This window comes from Pseudomonas benzopyrenica (genome assembly GCF_036884265.1).
GTDB lineage: Bacteria > Pseudomonadota > Gammaproteobacteria > Pseudomonadales > Pseudomonadaceae > Chryseomonas > Chryseomonas benzopyrenica.
The window spans coordinates 4,831,681-4,844,719 of record NZ_CP145723.1 but is presented as its reverse complement, the minus strand read 5'-3'; the positions used below and the strand labels follow the sequence as shown (position 1 = coordinate 4,844,719).

The 13,039-nt window shown below is 66.3% G+C and carries 14 protein-coding genes; 6 read left to right on the top strand and 8 right to left on the bottom strand.

The genetic code is table 11. The features are described from left to right. The first annotated feature begins 12 nt into the window (after positions 1 to 12). A complete protein-coding gene (locus V6W80_RS24195) occupies positions 13 to 885 on the top strand; it encodes a methyl-accepting chemotaxis protein (protein WP_372237651.1) in 873 nt (290 codons plus the stop codon). Positions 886 to 927: 42 nt separating this feature from the next. On the opposite strand, the gene V6W80_RS22865 is transcribed toward V6W80_RS24195, so the two are convergent. From V6W80_RS22865 to gloA, 3 genes are all read right to left on the bottom strand, one after another. After that, on the bottom strand, positions 928 to 1,050 hold the full coding sequence (locus tag V6W80_RS22865) for a hypothetical protein (protein ID WP_256562921.1): 123 nt from the start codon (positions 1,048 to 1,050) through the stop codon (positions 928 to 930). A gap of 158 nt (positions 1,051 to 1,208) precedes the next feature. Then, the gene (locus V6W80_RS22860; protein WP_017639314.1) at positions 1,209 to 2,807 is read right to left on the bottom strand and encodes a methyl-accepting chemotaxis protein; all 1,599 of its coding nucleotides are present in this window, start codon (positions 2,805 to 2,807) and stop codon (positions 1,209 to 1,211) included. Between the two features lie 225 nt (positions 2,808 to 3,032). Then, positions 3,033 to 3,557: a lactoylglutathione lyase gene (gene gloA, locus V6W80_RS22855; RefSeq protein ID WP_017639315.1), complete on the bottom strand. Its 525-nt coding sequence runs from the start codon at positions 3,555 to 3,557 to the stop codon at positions 3,033 to 3,035. 247 nt (positions 3,558 to 3,804) lie between these two features. Between gloA and V6W80_RS22850 the strand changes: the two genes are divergently transcribed. Then, on the top strand, positions 3,805 to 3,996 hold the full coding sequence (locus tag V6W80_RS22850) for a CsbD family protein (protein WP_026083651.1): 192 nt from the start codon (positions 3,805 to 3,807) through the stop codon (positions 3,994 to 3,996). A 49-nt stretch (positions 3,997 to 4,045) separates the two neighbouring features. Here V6W80_RS22850 and V6W80_RS22845 read toward each other — a convergent pair whose 3' ends face one another. Then, positions 4,046 to 4,777, bottom strand: a complete 732-nt coding sequence (locus V6W80_RS22845; protein ID WP_160922075.1) for a glutathione S-transferase family protein — start codon at positions 4,775 to 4,777, stop codon at positions 4,046 to 4,048. Between the two features lie 187 nt (positions 4,778 to 4,964). Between V6W80_RS22845 and V6W80_RS22840 the strand changes: the two genes are divergently transcribed. The 4 genes from V6W80_RS22840 to V6W80_RS22825 all read left to right on the top strand — a co-directional run bounded on the left by V6W80_RS22840 (position 4,965) and on the right by V6W80_RS22825 (position 9,041). Next, positions 4,965 to 6,041, top strand: a complete 1,077-nt coding sequence (locus V6W80_RS22840) for a glycosyltransferase (RefSeq protein WP_338545441.1) — start codon at positions 4,965 to 4,967, stop codon at positions 6,039 to 6,041. Between the two features lie 7 nt (positions 6,042 to 6,048). Then, positions 6,049 to 7,086, top strand: coding sequence for a hypothetical protein (locus V6W80_RS22835; RefSeq protein ID WP_017639319.1), 1,038 nt, complete (start codon positions 6,049 to 6,051; stop codon positions 7,084 to 7,086). Then, positions 7,083 to 7,925: a glycosyltransferase family 2 protein gene (locus V6W80_RS22830; RefSeq protein WP_160922073.1), complete on the top strand. Its 843-nt coding sequence runs from the start codon at positions 7,083 to 7,085 to the stop codon at positions 7,923 to 7,925. The genes V6W80_RS22835 and V6W80_RS22830 overlap by 4 nt, the downstream gene beginning before the upstream one ends. Positions 7,926 to 8,051: 126 nt before the next feature. Beyond that, positions 8,052 to 9,041, top strand: a complete 990-nt coding sequence (locus V6W80_RS22825) for a YihY/virulence factor BrkB family protein (protein ID WP_338545440.1) — start codon at positions 8,052 to 8,054, stop codon at positions 9,039 to 9,041. A gap of 360 nt (positions 9,042 to 9,401) precedes the next feature. Here the strand turns inward: V6W80_RS22825 and gpmA are convergent, their stop codons facing one another. The 4 genes from gpmA to V6W80_RS22805 form a co-directional block, all read right to left on the bottom strand. Beyond that, a complete protein-coding gene (gene gpmA / locus V6W80_RS22820; protein ID WP_064307752.1) occupies positions 9,402 to 10,148 on the bottom strand; it encodes a 2,3-diphosphoglycerate-dependent phosphoglycerate mutase in 747 nt (248 codons plus the stop codon). Between the two features lie 128 nt (positions 10,149 to 10,276). After that, positions 10,277 to 10,504: a hypothetical protein gene (locus V6W80_RS22815; protein ID WP_017639323.1), complete on the bottom strand. Its 228-nt coding sequence runs from the start codon at positions 10,502 to 10,504 to the stop codon at positions 10,277 to 10,279. 505 nt (positions 10,505 to 11,009) lie between these two features. Continuing rightward, the gene (locus V6W80_RS22810; protein WP_338545439.1) at positions 11,010 to 11,630 is read right to left on the bottom strand and encodes a DUF2268 domain-containing putative Zn-dependent protease; all 621 of its coding nucleotides are present in this window, start codon (positions 11,628 to 11,630) and stop codon (positions 11,010 to 11,012) included. Positions 11,631 to 11,686: 56 nt separating this feature from the next. Further along, positions 11,687 to 13,030, bottom strand: coding sequence for a c-type cytochrome (locus V6W80_RS22805; RefSeq protein WP_338545438.1), 1,344 nt, complete (start codon positions 13,028 to 13,030; stop codon positions 11,687 to 11,689). Positions 13,031 to 13,039 lie beyond the last annotated feature (9 nt).

The following is a 13,039-nucleotide window of genomic DNA, read 5'->3' as shown; positions in this document are numbered from 1 at the left end:
CTGTTGCAGGCCATGAAGACCATGCAGGGCCAGCTGCGCCAGACCCTGCAGGGCATCCTTGGCTCGGCCACCCAGCTCGCCTCGGCAGCGGAAGAACTCAATGCGGTGACCGATGAATCCAGTCGCGGTCTGCAACGCCAGAACGCCGAGATCGAACAGGCCGCCACCGCGGTGAACCAGATGTCATCGGCGGTGGACGAGGTGGCGCGCAACGCCGTCAACACCTCCCAGGCGTCCCAGGAGTCGGCCGGTGTGGCCCGTGATGGCCGCGATCTGGTGCAGGAAACCGTGGGCGCCATCGCCACCATGAGCGAGGATGTCCAGCACGGCGCCACCCTGGTGGGCGATCTGGCGGTCCAGGTCAACGACATCGGCAAGGTGCTGGATGTGATCCGCAGCGTGGCCGAACAGACCAACCTGCTGGCGCTCAACGCCGCCATCGAGGCGGCGCGCGCCGGCGAGGCCGGTCGTGGCTTCGCGGTGGTGGCCGACGAGGTGCGGGCGCTGGCCCATCGCACCCAGGAATCGACCCGCGAGATCGAGACCTCCATCGGCACCATCCAGCAGGGTACCGATCAGGCGGTGGCGGCGATGCGCAGCAGCACCGAGCGCGCCCAGTCCACTCTGGAAGTGGCGCGCGGTGCCGGCCATGCCCTGGAGCGCATCCATGGCGCCATCGGTGGCATCAACGAACGTAACCTGGTCATCGCCAGCGCGGCGGAAGAGCAGGCCCAGGTCGCTCGCGAGGTGGATCGCAACCTGGTGAACATTCGCGAGTTGTCGGTCCAGACCGCGGCGGGTGCCGAGCAGTCCAGCGCCGCCAGCGCCGAGCTGTCGCGCCTGGCCGTGGACCTCAATGGGCTGGTGACGCGCTTCCGCCTGTGACCCTGGCGCGTCCGGTCGCTGTGGTGACCGTACGCTGCGGCACTAGCCGGGACCGAGCAGCTGCAGCACGCCGGTCAGCAGCACCAGCAGGCCCAGGGGCGAGGCGAGAACGGACAGCAGCAGGCACCTCAGGCGAGGGCCGCGCGGGGTAGGGCAGGTCGTCATGACGTCAGGCAGCTCCGTAGCGAAAACCGGCGCCACGCTGGGCGCCCGGGGCCAATTTTCGCCTGTACCGGCAGCGACGTCATGCCAAGAAAAGGTAAAGATGGGTAAAGCCACCGCTGCCCCGGGATGACTCTTCCCGGGAGCGACGGCGCGCCGGGCTAGACGCGGAAGCGCGCGGCCAGGCTGTGGATCTCGCGGGTCAGCTCGGCGAGCTGGCGACTGGAGGTCTCGATCTGGTCGGCGCCGCGCTTGGACACGCCTGCCAGTTCGCGGATGTTGATCAGGTTGCGATCCACCTCGCGGGCGACCTGGGCCTGCTCCTCGGCGGCGCTGGCAATGACCAGGTTGCGCTCGTTGATATCGCCGATGGCGACAAAGATGTGCTCCAGGCTCTGGCCAGTGCGCTCGGTGGTCTCGAGGGTGGTACCGGCCAGGGTGTTGCTACGCTGGATGGCGGTTACCGCCTGGCCGGTGCCGGCCTGGATGTTGCCGATCATCTGCTCGATCTCCAGGGTCGACTGGCGGGTGCGCTGGGCCAGGCTGCGCACCTCGTCGGCCACCACGGCGAAGCCACGCCCGGCATCGCCGGCACGGGCGGCTTCGATGGCGGCGTTGAGCGCCAGCAGATTGGTCTGCTCGGAGACCGCGCGGATCACGTCCAGCACCTTGCCGATCTGGTTGGCCTGCTGCGCCAGACTGGCGATCACGGCTTCGCTTTCGTTGACCGTTGTCTGCATGCTCTGCAATTCGCTGAGGACCTGGGCCACCTGGCCACGACTGCCGGTGGCCAGGCGATCGGATTCGCGGGCGGTATCCGAGGTGGAGGCGGCATTGCGTGCCACCTCTTCCACGGCGGTGGTCATCTCGGTCACCGCGGTCACGGCCTGTTCCAGTTCCTGTTGCTGCTGGTTCAGGGTGCGATTGCTCTGGGCGGTGACCTGGCCCAGTTCCTGGGCGGCGCCGTCGAGTTGCTCGGCGGTGCGATTGAGCTGGGCCAGGGTGTCGCGCTGGCGGCGTTGCAGGGTGGCGAGGCCGGCGAACAGCTGGCCGATCTCGTCATGGCTGCGCACCTCGATGCGGCGGGTCAGATCGCCTTCGCTCATGGCGGCGAAGTGCTCGCCGGCTTCGTTCAACGGGGCCAGCACTCGGCGGGCGATGAACCAGCCGGAGAGCACCGCCAGCAGCAGGGTCAGACCGACCAGTACCAGGGTGCCGATCTCGGCCTGCAGCACGCGGCTGTCGGAGGCGGCCAGGGTGGCGTCGATGCGCCCGGTGATCTCGTCGGTAAAGACCTTGCGGGTGTCGGCGAAGGCGGTGCTGGCGTCCTTGGCGCCATCGCTAATGCGGATGTAGCCCGGCAGATCACCGGCGCGGCAGGCCTTGATCTGATTTTCCACGATGACCTTGTAGGCATCGAAGGCCTTGAGCATGGCGTCGATCTGGCCGCGCAACTTGGGCTCGGTGGTGCTGGCCAGCATCTCGGTGATCAGCGTGCGGGCGATGTTCAGGCGTTCCAGTGCCAGCACCGTGCCTTTTTCGGCCTTGGCCGCATCGCCATTGACCCGATCGAGCATGGCGGTATGGGAGTTGGCACTGGCGCGGCTGATCCAGGTGGCGGCGTTGTTGACCTTGTCCAGCTGCTCCATGGTCAGACTATCCAGGTCGCGGATCTGCTGTGCACTGGTCCGGGCGCTGAGCCACCCATACAGGCAAGCCAGCAGCAGGCAGGCGACGAACAGGCTGAGGACGCTGTACATCCCCGTCCGAATTCTTGTTGTTTTTTTCATGATGGGCTCTCTGAAGACGTCGCTGGCTGGGGTCGCAATACGACTTTGGTAAGGCTATTCGCCAGCAGTACGCCAAAGGCATGAGCAGGCGTCGATGGCTTGGAGCCAGTCGGTATCAGTTAAGCGCCGAAAAGTCGTCGGATGTCTTCAGAAGGGCAGACAGGGTGGGCCCGACGGACGCCGGGCCCGGAGGGATCAGGACAGCGGGGTAAACTGGATGACTTCGACCCAGTAGCCGTCGGGGTCCTTGATGAAGGCGATTTCCTTCATGCTGCCGTCGGTCAGGCGCTTCTGGAAAGCCACGCCCAACTGCTCGAAACGCTCGCAGGCGGCGCGGATGTCCGGGACCGCCACGCAGGTATGGCCGAAGCCACGTGGATCGCTGTTGCCGTTGTGGTAGCTGAAGGCGGCATCGTTCTCGGTGCCATGGTTGTGGGTCAGCTCGAGAATGCCCGGCGTCGATTTGCGCCAGCGCTGGCGGGCTTCCGGGTCTGTCGGCACCTGGTTGCGATCGACCAGGGCGAGGAAGGTCAGGCTAAACTTGGCGTCCGGAAAGTCCTTGTGATCGACCACGGTGAAACCCAGTACGCGGGTATAGAAGTCCAGCGAGGTCTCCAGGTTCTTGACCCGCAGCATGGTGTGGTTGAAGACGAACTCGCGGGTGGCGGCGTCGGGCTGGGCGGTCACGCCCGGCAGGTTGTCGAATTGGCTCAGCGACATCAGAAGTCTCCATTGAAGGGGTGTGGAATTTGGAGAGGCGGCCCTGCGCAACGTTCCCACCAAGGGGCGGCGCCTGGGCAATCGCTCACGAAAAAGGGCGGGAAGTCTAAAGGCTTCCAAGGCCGCTGCCCAAAGCTTCCTGAGGCTCCTGGCCGCTGCGCTGGGCGACGAGTGGTCGAAACCACCCGGTTAGAGCCGTAGTCGGATTTTACAAGCGCACTGCCTGTGCGATCCCAAGGAGACTGATATGAGCAGCACCAGCGACAAGATCAAGGGTACCGCCAAAGAAGTGGCCGGCAAGGTCAAGCAAGGCGTCGGCGATGCCACCGACAACTCGCGCATGAAAGGCGAGGGTCGTGCCCAGGAAGCCGAAGGCAAACTGCAAAAGAACGTGGGCAAGGGTAAGGAAGCGGTCAAGAACACCATCGACCGCGCCTGAATCCAGCCACAGTGAAAAGGCCGCCCCCAGGCGGCCTTTTCTTTGCCCGTCAGGCCGGATCCAGCTCCGGATAGTGACGGAAGATGCCGTTCTCGCTGAACGGCAGGCGGCGCGACGAGGCCAGGTATGCGGCAATGTTGGGCAGGGCCGCCACCCGTTCGGCCACGGCCAGGACCCGCGGGATCTCCGGGGCGAGACGACGCATGGCGTTGGGGAAGGCATAGGTCAGGCCGGCCACCACCTGGAACAGCGATAGGTCGACATAGGAGCGCCGCTCGCCCACCAGCCAGGTATCACCCGCCGGGTTGTAACCCAGCACCCGTTCGAAATAGCTCAGATAGGTACGGATTCGCTCGCCGGCAAAGGCCTTGGCCCGGCGTCGGGCTTCGTCCTGCTGCTCTTCATAGGTCAGGGAGATGGCCACCGGATGATGGACATCGTGGGCCTCGGCGGTGAGGTCGGTGATGGTCAGTTGCAGGCCATGTACCCAGAAGCGCGACTCCTCGTCCGGCGGCACCAGGTCCAGCTGCGGCCCCAGGTACTGGAGGATGTTGGCGACATGGGAAACGACCTCGTCGCCGGCCTTGAGAAAGGGCGGGGCGAAGGGTGGGCGGTGGGTCTGCTTGCCTTGCAGGTAGTCCTCCATGGCGGGTATGCCCAGGCCTTCGTCCTCCGGGGCGTTGCCCACATCCAGGTAGTCCGCGCCGGCTTCTTCGAGCGCCAGGCGGACGAATTCGCCGCGGCCCTGGATGCTGGGCCAGTAGTGCAGTTCATAACGCATGGAAACCTCCGTCGTCTGCTGGGAATACGGGTCCAGGAAGGCTGACTCCCTGCGGGGTTCGGAGGTTTTCCCGCCGTGCGGCTTTCACGACGAAGCGCACAACCAATTCCCATCGCTGAGACTCCTATCAACCAGCGGCTAGCAATGAGGACGGTGGGATGACGGTCAACAGCAAGCGGACGGCTCCATGCGCATAGGCATTCTCACCCACGTGAAACACCCGGTACGCCAGCCGTTCGCCGGTGGTCTCGAGGCCTTCACCTACGACATCACCCTGCAACTGCGCGAGCGTGGCCATGGGGTGACTCTGTTCGCCAGTTCGGCTTCGGCGCCGGAGCTGGAGGTGGTACCCATCCTCGACGACGGCAACTACGGGACGGATGGTTGCCGGCGCAAGCGCAACGTACTCAGCTCCGAGTACCTCGACGAGCACTACGGCTATCTCGACTGCATGCAGCGCATCGACAGCCATGGCTTCGACGTCATTTTCAACAATGCCCTGCACTATGTGCCGGTGACCATGTCCGGGCTGATCCGCACGCCCATGCTCACGGTGCTGCATACCCCGCCGTTCTTCGAGTTGATCAACGCCATCGGCGAATTGCACAAGCGCGGTGGCGGTCATTACTGCACCGTGTCCCAGGCCAATGCCGACAACTGGGCGCACCTGGCGCCGGCCTGCCACGTGATTCCCAACGGCATCGATCTCGACGCCTGGCGGCCGCGCGGTACCCCAATCGGCGACCATGCGCTCTGGTTCGGTCGCCTGGTGCCCGACAAGGGGCCGCACCTGGCGCTGGACGCCGCACGGGCGGCCGGTGTGCCCCTGCGCCTGGCTGGCCAGGCCACCGACGAGCGTTACTTTCGCCAGGAGATCGTGCCGCGTCTGGGTGACCAGGCCGTTTACCTCGGTCACCTGGACCGCACCGCCCTGGCCGTCGAAGTCGCCCAGGCCCGCGCTTGCCTGGTGACCCCTTGCTGGGACGAACCCTTCGGCCTGATCGTCGCCGAGGCGCTGGCCTGTGGTACGCCGGTGGCGGCCTTCGCCCGCGGTGCCCTGCCGGAACTCCTCACCGCCGAGACCGGCGCCCTGGCCCCGCCGGGTGATGTCCCGGCCCTGGCCGCAGCCCTGCGCGAGGCCCTGTCGTTGTCCCGCGAGGCCTGCCGAGCGCGGGCCGAAGCCCAGTGGAGCCATCGCCTGATGATCGATCGCTACGAGCGCCTGCTCGCCGATGTCGCCGCCGGTCGGGTGGCCCGTGGCTAGACCGCCCGTGGCTGAGCTGAACATCGGCTACTACGCCCACCATCACGGCGCCGGCCATGTGACCCGAGCCCTGGCCATCGCCGCCGCCTTCGATGGCCCCCTGACCCTGTTCGGCAGTCGCCTGCCCGAACAGGTGGAGCTGCCCAACGTCCAGCTCTGCCCGCTGCCGCCCGACGTGGCCCCGGGTGTCGAGGGCGAAGCCTTCGCCTGCCTGCACTATGCGCCGCTGGGAGTGGCAGGGCTGCGCGAGCGCATGGGCCTGCTGGTGGACTGGTTTCGCCGCGCCTGGCCCTGTCTGCTGGTGGTCGACGTCTCGGTGGAGGTGGCACTGCTGGCCAGGCTGTGTGGCGTGCCGACGATCTATCTGCGTCAGCGCGGCAGCCGCTTCGATGCCGCCCACGAACTGGCCTATGCCAGTGCCAGCCGGTTGTTGGCACCCTATCCGGAACATCTGGAAGAACCCGCCACTCCAGCCATCTGGCGAGCCAAGACCTGCTATGCCGGCAGCCTGTCGCGCTATGCCGGGCAACGACGCGACAGCCTGCGCGAGCCCGGCACGGTCACCGTCATCGCCGGCCATGGCGGCACCGCCTTCAGCCGCGCGCGACTGGTCGCCGCGGCGCGCGCCTGTCCCGCCTGGCGCTGGACGGTGCTGGGTCCGGTGGCGGAGGACGCCACCGTGGCGCCGGCCAATCTGAGTTTCCTCGGCAGCGTCGCCAATCCCGCGCCCTGGCTGACCCGCGCCGAGCTGGTGGTCGGCTCGGCGGGTGACAGCCTGGTGGCGGAGCTGGCCGATCTGCGCTGTCGCTTCATCTGCCTGCCGGATGCCCGGCCCTTCGACGAGCAACTGTCCACCGGGCGCCTGCTGGCCATGCAGGGCCTGGCGCTCACCGGCGAAACCTGGCCCGCTGACGATGACTGGCCGGAGCTGCTGGCCAGGGCACGCGGGCTCGATCCCGAGCGCTGGGCGGCGGTAGGCGATGGCGAGGGCGCCCGGCGCGCCGCAGCCTGTATTCGAGAAGTCGCCCAGGAGGTGCTGACATGATCGTCCTGACCCTGGTCCATGGCCGCGAGCGGCAACTGGCCAACCTGATCCGCGGCCTGGAGCTGGCGCCGACCCCGCCCGCCGCCCTGGTGGTGGTGCAGATGAACGAGGCACCACGCGCACTGCACAGCTCGCGCTTTCCGATCCAGGTACAGGCGGTCGAAGGCGACGGCATCCTGCCCCTGGCCGCCGCGCGCAATGCCGCCGTGGCCGCTGCACCCGGCGAGGCGCTGGTGTTTCTCGATGTGGACTGCATCCCCGCACCAGACCTGCTCGATGCCTATCGCCGGGCGCTGGCCGCGCGCCCCGACGCCCTGCACCAGGGCTTCGTCCACTACCTGCCGGCCGGCGTCGCGGAAGGTGACTGGACGCCGGAGGCGCTGCTCGCCTCGGGCGTCGTCCATCCCCTGCACCGGGATCGACCGAGCGGGGAGATGATTCCCCATCCGCTGTTCTGGTCGCTGAATTTCGCCTGCACGCGCGCCACCTTCAGCCGCATCGGCGGTTTCGACGAGGGCTATCGTGGCTATGGCGGCGAGGACACCGATTTCGCCTTTCGTGCCCGTGACGCGGGGGTGCCCGTCTATCAGGCCGAGGCGCGCGCCTTCCACCAGTACCACCCGACCTATCACCCGCCGCTCAACCACTTCGCCAGTATCCTGGAGAATGCCCGGCGCTTTCAGGCGCGCTGGGGGCTCTGGCCCATGGAGGGCTGGTTGCGCGAATTCGCCGCCGCCGGCTTCATCCATTTCGATGAACGTCGCGGGATAGAGGAGCTCCGGGTGCCCACGGCCGCCGAGATCGCCGCCTGCCGGGATGCCTCCGGTTCCGGCTTCTGACGACGGCGCGCAACCAACCCGGCTGCCGCCACTCTGAAGGTAGGGCGGTCTGCAAAAGCCGCCGGGCGCAGGCCGTGCAGGCCCGCTCCAGGAATCCTTCGTGAGGAATGTTCGTCAGGAGCCGTTATGTCCTTGTTTGCCTTCAGCCTGCGCGGCATTTCGCCGTTCACCCTCGTCAAGCGTGCCGTCCAGGAATTCGTGGCCGACGACATGCCCACCTATGCGGCGGCGCTGGCCTACCAGATGCTGTTCTCGCTGTTTCCCTTCCTGCTGTTCCTGATCGCCCTGATCGGTTTCCTGCACTTGCCGGACTTCTTCACCTTCCTGCGCGAACAGGCCGCCTACCTGCTGCCGGTCACCGCGCTGGACACGGTCAATCCCATCATCGACCAGCTGCAGACGCAGAAGGGCGGCCTGCTGTCCTTCAGTATCATCGTTGCCCTCTGGTCCGCCTCGGGTGGCTTCCGCTCGCTGATGACCGCCATGAACAGCGCCTACGACGTGGTGGAAAGCCGCCCGGCCTGGAAGCGCATTCCCCTGTCGGTGCTGCACACCATCGGCCTCGCCGGGCTGCTGCTCAGCGCTGCCGCCCTCATGGTGCTGGGCCCCCAGGTGATGAACTGGCTGGCCGCCTATGTCGGGCTGGAAGACTACATGGTCACCCTCTGGGCGCTGATTCGCTGGCCGCTGGCCGTGGCCCTGCTGATGATCGCCGTGGCGGCGCTCTACTACGTCACCCCGGACGTGAAGCAGAGCTTTCGCTTCATCACCCCGGGCTCGGTGCTGGCAGTGGTGGTCTGGATCCTGGCGTCCCTGGGCTTTGGCTACTACGTGCAGAACTTCGCCAACTACAACGCCACCTACGGCAGCATCGGCGCCATCATCGTCTTGCTGCTGTACTTCTATCTGTCTTCGGCGGTGCTGCTGTTCGGCGCGGAGATCAATGCGGTGATCGAACACCACAGCAACGAAGGCAAGGAAAAGGGCGAGAAGAGCCCGGGCGACGGTGGGGTAGAAGCCGACGAAGAGATTCAGGCGGGTCAGGACGAGGGCGCCCAGCGAGAAGGCGTCTTGGGTGAGGCGCGGGTGGTGAAGCGCCCGAATGACCGAACCTGAGTGGTAGGGTGGATGACGGCGTCGCCTTATCCACCGTTCCCCTGCGGCCTTTGTTGTGGAAAACGCCAGGCGGTTTTCCCTTCCGCGGGTCTGGGCGTACGGGGCATGGCGGCCATGGGCCGCGCCAGTATCGTAGGTTGGGCTGAGACGGCTTCACCGTCGAAGCCCAACAGGGCCAGCACCTTGAGGCGAGACCTGTCGGGCTTCGCTGCGCTCAACCCAACCTACCGCGACCCGTGACCACGATAGGTCAGCCGTCGGCAGGGTGGATAATGGCTTCAGCCTTATCCACCGCTCACACCTCGTCGACCCTGTGGAAAACCGTGCCAGGTCTCCACCAGAGGACGGACGAAAGAGGCCTTACTTCGCCTTGCCCTGATTGGCCACCGCGGCCATCTTGGCGGCGACCTCGTCCGGGTCGGCCAGGTAGTAGTGCTTGGTGGGTTTGAGGTCTTCGTCGAACTCGTACACCAGCGGCACGCCGTTGGGGATGTTGAGGCTGACGATGTCGCTGTCGGAGATGTTGTCCAGGTACTTGATCAGGGCGCGCATGGAGTTGCCATGGGCGACCACCAGCACGCGCTGGCCACTGCGAATGGCCGGGGCCAGGACTTCGTTCCAGTAGGGCAGGACGCGTTCGACGCAATCCTTGAGGCACTCGGTGCGCGGCACCTGATCCAGCGACAGACCGGCATAGCGCGGATCGGCGGCCAGGGCCTGCTGCTCCTCGACGCTCTGCTCGGGCGGCGGTACGTCGTAGCTGCGGCGCCAGACCAGGACCTGCTCTTCACCGAACTTGGCAGCGGTCTCGGACTTGTTCAGACCGGTCAGGCCACCATAGTGACGTTCGTTGAGGCGCCAGTCGCTCACCACTGGCAGCCACATCTGGTCCATGCCTTCTTGCACGTGCCACAGGGTGCGCACGGCGCGCTTGAGCACCGAGACGTGGGCCACGTCGAAAAGGAAGCCGGCGTCCTTGAGTGCCTTGCCGCCCTCGTGGGCCTCGCGGATCCCCTGTTCGGTCAGATCCACATCCGCCCAGCCACTGAAGCGGTTTTCCAGGTTCCACGCCGACTGGCCATGGCGGATGAATACGACTTGCGACATGCGACCTCCATCTTGGGATTCATTGTTTGGCTCACGCCTACGCGAAGCTGTGCCAAACATACCGCAGATGGAGGCTGCCGGCATGGGCATCACGGAAACCGTGATGCGTCCGGCACTCGCAGGGAGTCTTAGGCCACCAGGGCGCGACGGGTACGGGCGATGACCCGCTCCAGGCCGTCGGCAGCGTTGTACTGCTCGGGGTAGAGGCGCTCGCTACGACAGGCGACACCGCGCTCGTCGATCACGGTGAAACTGAAGCCACCCTTGCGCGAAGCCGGGGTGGTGATGCATTGAAACGGCGCGAAGGCCGCTTGGAGGTGTTGCATGGCCGCAATGGCCTGATTTTGAATGTTCATCTAACTATCCTTGGGATCCACGCTCAGTCGGCGCGGTGAAATAACTCCAGCAACCTCGTACCCATAACGGCCGACGGCTGAATCTCTGGCTGGAGGAAGGCAGCGTGTGGGCGAGACGCCCAGGCATGCAGGTAAGTACTTGGGAAGGCAGGCAACCGGCCGGGCACGAGATTCAGAGGCCAGGGCGGCAGATCCTGAGCAATCGAGGGATCTATTCGATCCGGATGACGCTTATTTCGCGCTGCTACAACGAGCGGAAAGGCGTCCAGCGATTGGGGTCAGCTTGGTACTAACCCGATCAAGCTAGCAGGATCGATGCCAGCCGCGCAAGCCCGCTGGTCGGCGATGGGCTTGATGGTCCTCAGGTCTGTACGAAAGGTCGCTGGGCGAAATCAGATGGCGTAACGACCACTAAGAGTGGAGACCTCGCAGGGGTGCGCGCCTGGGTCGAATGGCTGGACGAGGTGTTCGCCGCCGTCGCGCCGGCTTGGCTAAGGCGGTGAGATCATTCCGCGAGAAAGGCTGTAGCCGGGTACTGTCCGCAGGCGGCGGCCGTCAGGCCATGACGTTGCAGATAACGACCGACTCGCCAGCTGCCCAGGGCATAACCGAGGTGGCGAGGCAGGTCGCCGCTGCCGAAGAACCAGCGGGCGTGATCGTACGGTTGGTCCAGTTCAGCACCTAGTGCTTCCCAGTGTGCCGCCATTTCCTGGGGGGCGGCCTGGGCATAGAACGGCAGCCGGCCAGTCAGCTCGCGCTCGAATTGGCAGGCCAGGCCTTCGCTGACTAGGGCCTCGCCCAGGGTGCTGCCATAACCAGGACCGGCATGCCGTAGGCAGTGGTGCAATTCGTGGCCGAGCAGGGCGGTGAAGCGGTCAGGGAAGGCTTGCTGCAGGTGCGGGCTGTCGGGGTCCAGGGTCAGAAAGATCCGCTCGGCGTCCGGACTGTAGCCATTCAGACCCAACTCCGGGATCACCCAGGCGCCCGCCTGCACCACCACGTCGACCCGTTGCTCGGGCAGGTGCGCAGCGATACGGGTCAGGGCATCGGTGAAGGTCTCCTGCAGGATGGCGCGCCAGGGGTCCAGGCGACCGCTGGCGTTGAGCAGGTGTAGTACGCAGGTCATCCAGGCATCTCCGGGGGCGGCCTGTCTTTATAGACGAGGTCGCGCCCCTTCGTTCGCTACTTGCCCGCTTCGCGCAGCTCTGGCTGACCGTGACCAAAGGCCTGGCCCAGGTCATCGCCCGAGGTGGTGCGGGTGTCATCGGTGCGCCACTTGGCGACGTCGGCGGCGCTGACCGGGGCGGCGTCGTTGCCCCAGCTGGCGCGGATGAAGCTGACCACATCGGCCACCTGGGCGTCGTTCAGCCGCCAGCCGAAGGGCGGCATGACGATCATCGAGGGTGCCGTATGCAGGCCGGGGAGGGTGCCGCCCTTGAGCACGATGTTGATCAGCGAACTGGCGTCGGCCGTGCGCAGGACCGGATTGCCGGCCAGTGCCGGGAATACCCGGTCGTAGCCCTGGCCATCGGTGCGGTGGCAGGCGGCGCAGTTGTCCACATAGACCTGGGCCCCGCGGGCGCTGTCGTCACCCTTCCAGAGCGCTGCGGCGGCGCGGCCATCGGGCTGGAAGGGCGCATCGTGCGGATCCTTGGGCGGCAAGGCCTTGAGATAGCGGGCGATGGCACGCAGGTCGGCGTCGCTCAGGTATTGCAGACTGTGCTGCACCACCTCGGTCATGCCACCGAACACGGCGCTGTCGGCGGAGCGACCGGTCTTGAGGAACTGCACCAGCTGGTCTTCGCTCCAGTTGCCCAGGCCATCGCGATGATCGCCACGCAGATTCTTGGCGATCCAGCCTTCCAGGGGTGCGCTGCCGGCCAGGAAGTCCTTGCCATCGGCAGGCGAGAGGGCCTTTTCCTGCATGGTGAAGGCGCGTGGTGTGTGGCAGGCGCCACAGTGGCCGAGGCCTTCCACCAGATAGGCGCCGCGCGCCACCACCGGGTCCTGGTCCGGCGCGGGCTGGAATTGCACCACCTCGGGAGCGAACAACTGGCGCCAGATCGCCAGGGGCCAGCGCATGGACAGCGGCCAGGGGATGTCGCTGTCACGATTGACCTGGGTGACCGGGGTGACCCCGTGCATGAAGTAGGCATAGAGGGCGCGCATGTCCGCCTCGGTGACCCGGGCATAGGATGGGTAGGGCATGGCCGGGTATAGAGTATGGCCCTCCTTGGCGATGCCCTGGCGGATGGCGGCGTCGAAGTCGGCGAAGCGGTAGTCGCCGATGCCGGTCTGCCGATCCGGGGTGATGTTGGTCGAGTAGAGGGTACCGATGGGCGTCTGCATGGGCAGGCCGCCGGCGAAGGGCTGGCCGCCTGGCGCCGTGTGGCAGGCCACGCAGTCGCCGGCGCGGGCCAGGTATTCGCCTTGCTTGACCAGCGCCGGATCGGCGTCTTCGGCGGCCTGGGCCGTCATGGCCAGGCCGGCGCCCAGCAGCAGGGTCGCGAGGGTACGGAAGATCATGGGCGCGCC

What these genes read in the sequence shown, in the direction of transcription:
- V6W80_RS22845 (WP_160922075.1), bottom strand. Translation starts at nt 4,777, where the DNA reads ATGCGTTATGAACTGCACTACTGGCCCAGCATCCAGGGCCGCGGCGAA.
- V6W80_RS22865 (WP_256562921.1), bottom strand. Translation starts at nt 1,050, where the DNA reads ATGACGACCTGCCCTACCCCGCGCGGCCCTCGCCTGAGGTGCCTGCTG.
- gpmA (WP_064307752.1), bottom strand. Translation starts at nt 10,148, where the DNA reads ATGTCGCAAGTCGTATTCATCCGCCATGGCCAGTCGGCGTGGAACCTG.
- V6W80_RS22810 (WP_338545439.1), bottom strand. Translation starts at nt 11,630, where the DNA reads ATGACCTGCGTACTACACCTGCTCAACGCCAGCGGTCGCCTGGACCCC.
- V6W80_RS22825 (WP_338545440.1), top strand. Translation starts at nt 8,052, where the DNA reads ATGTCCTTGTTTGCCTTCAGCCTGCGCGGCATTTCGCCGTTCACCCTC.
- V6W80_RS22805 (WP_338545438.1), bottom strand. Translation starts at nt 13,030, where the DNA reads ATGATCTTCCGTACCCTCGCGACCCTGCTGCTGGGCGCCGGCCTGGCC.
- V6W80_RS22860 (WP_017639314.1), bottom strand. Translation starts at nt 2,807, where the DNA reads ATGTACAGCGTCCTCAGCCTGTTCGTCGCCTGCCTGCTGCTGGCTTGC.
- V6W80_RS24195 (WP_372237651.1), top strand. Translation starts at nt 13, where the DNA reads ATGAAGACCATGCAGGGCCAGCTGCGCCAGACCCTGCAGGGCATCCTT.
- gloA (WP_017639315.1), bottom strand. Translation starts at nt 3,557, where the DNA reads ATGTCGCTGAGCCAATTCGACAACCTGCCGGGCGTGACCGCCCAGCCC.
- V6W80_RS22830 (WP_160922073.1), top strand. Translation starts at nt 7,083, where the DNA reads ATGATCGTCCTGACCCTGGTCCATGGCCGCGAGCGGCAACTGGCCAAC.
- V6W80_RS22840 (WP_338545441.1), top strand. Translation starts at nt 4,965, where the DNA reads ATGCGCATAGGCATTCTCACCCACGTGAAACACCCGGTACGCCAGCCG.
- V6W80_RS22850 (WP_026083651.1), top strand. Translation starts at nt 3,805, where the DNA reads ATGAGCAGCACCAGCGACAAGATCAAGGGTACCGCCAAAGAAGTGGCC.
- V6W80_RS22815 (WP_017639323.1), bottom strand. Translation starts at nt 10,504, where the DNA reads ATGAACATTCAAAATCAGGCCATTGCGGCCATGCAACACCTCCAAGCG.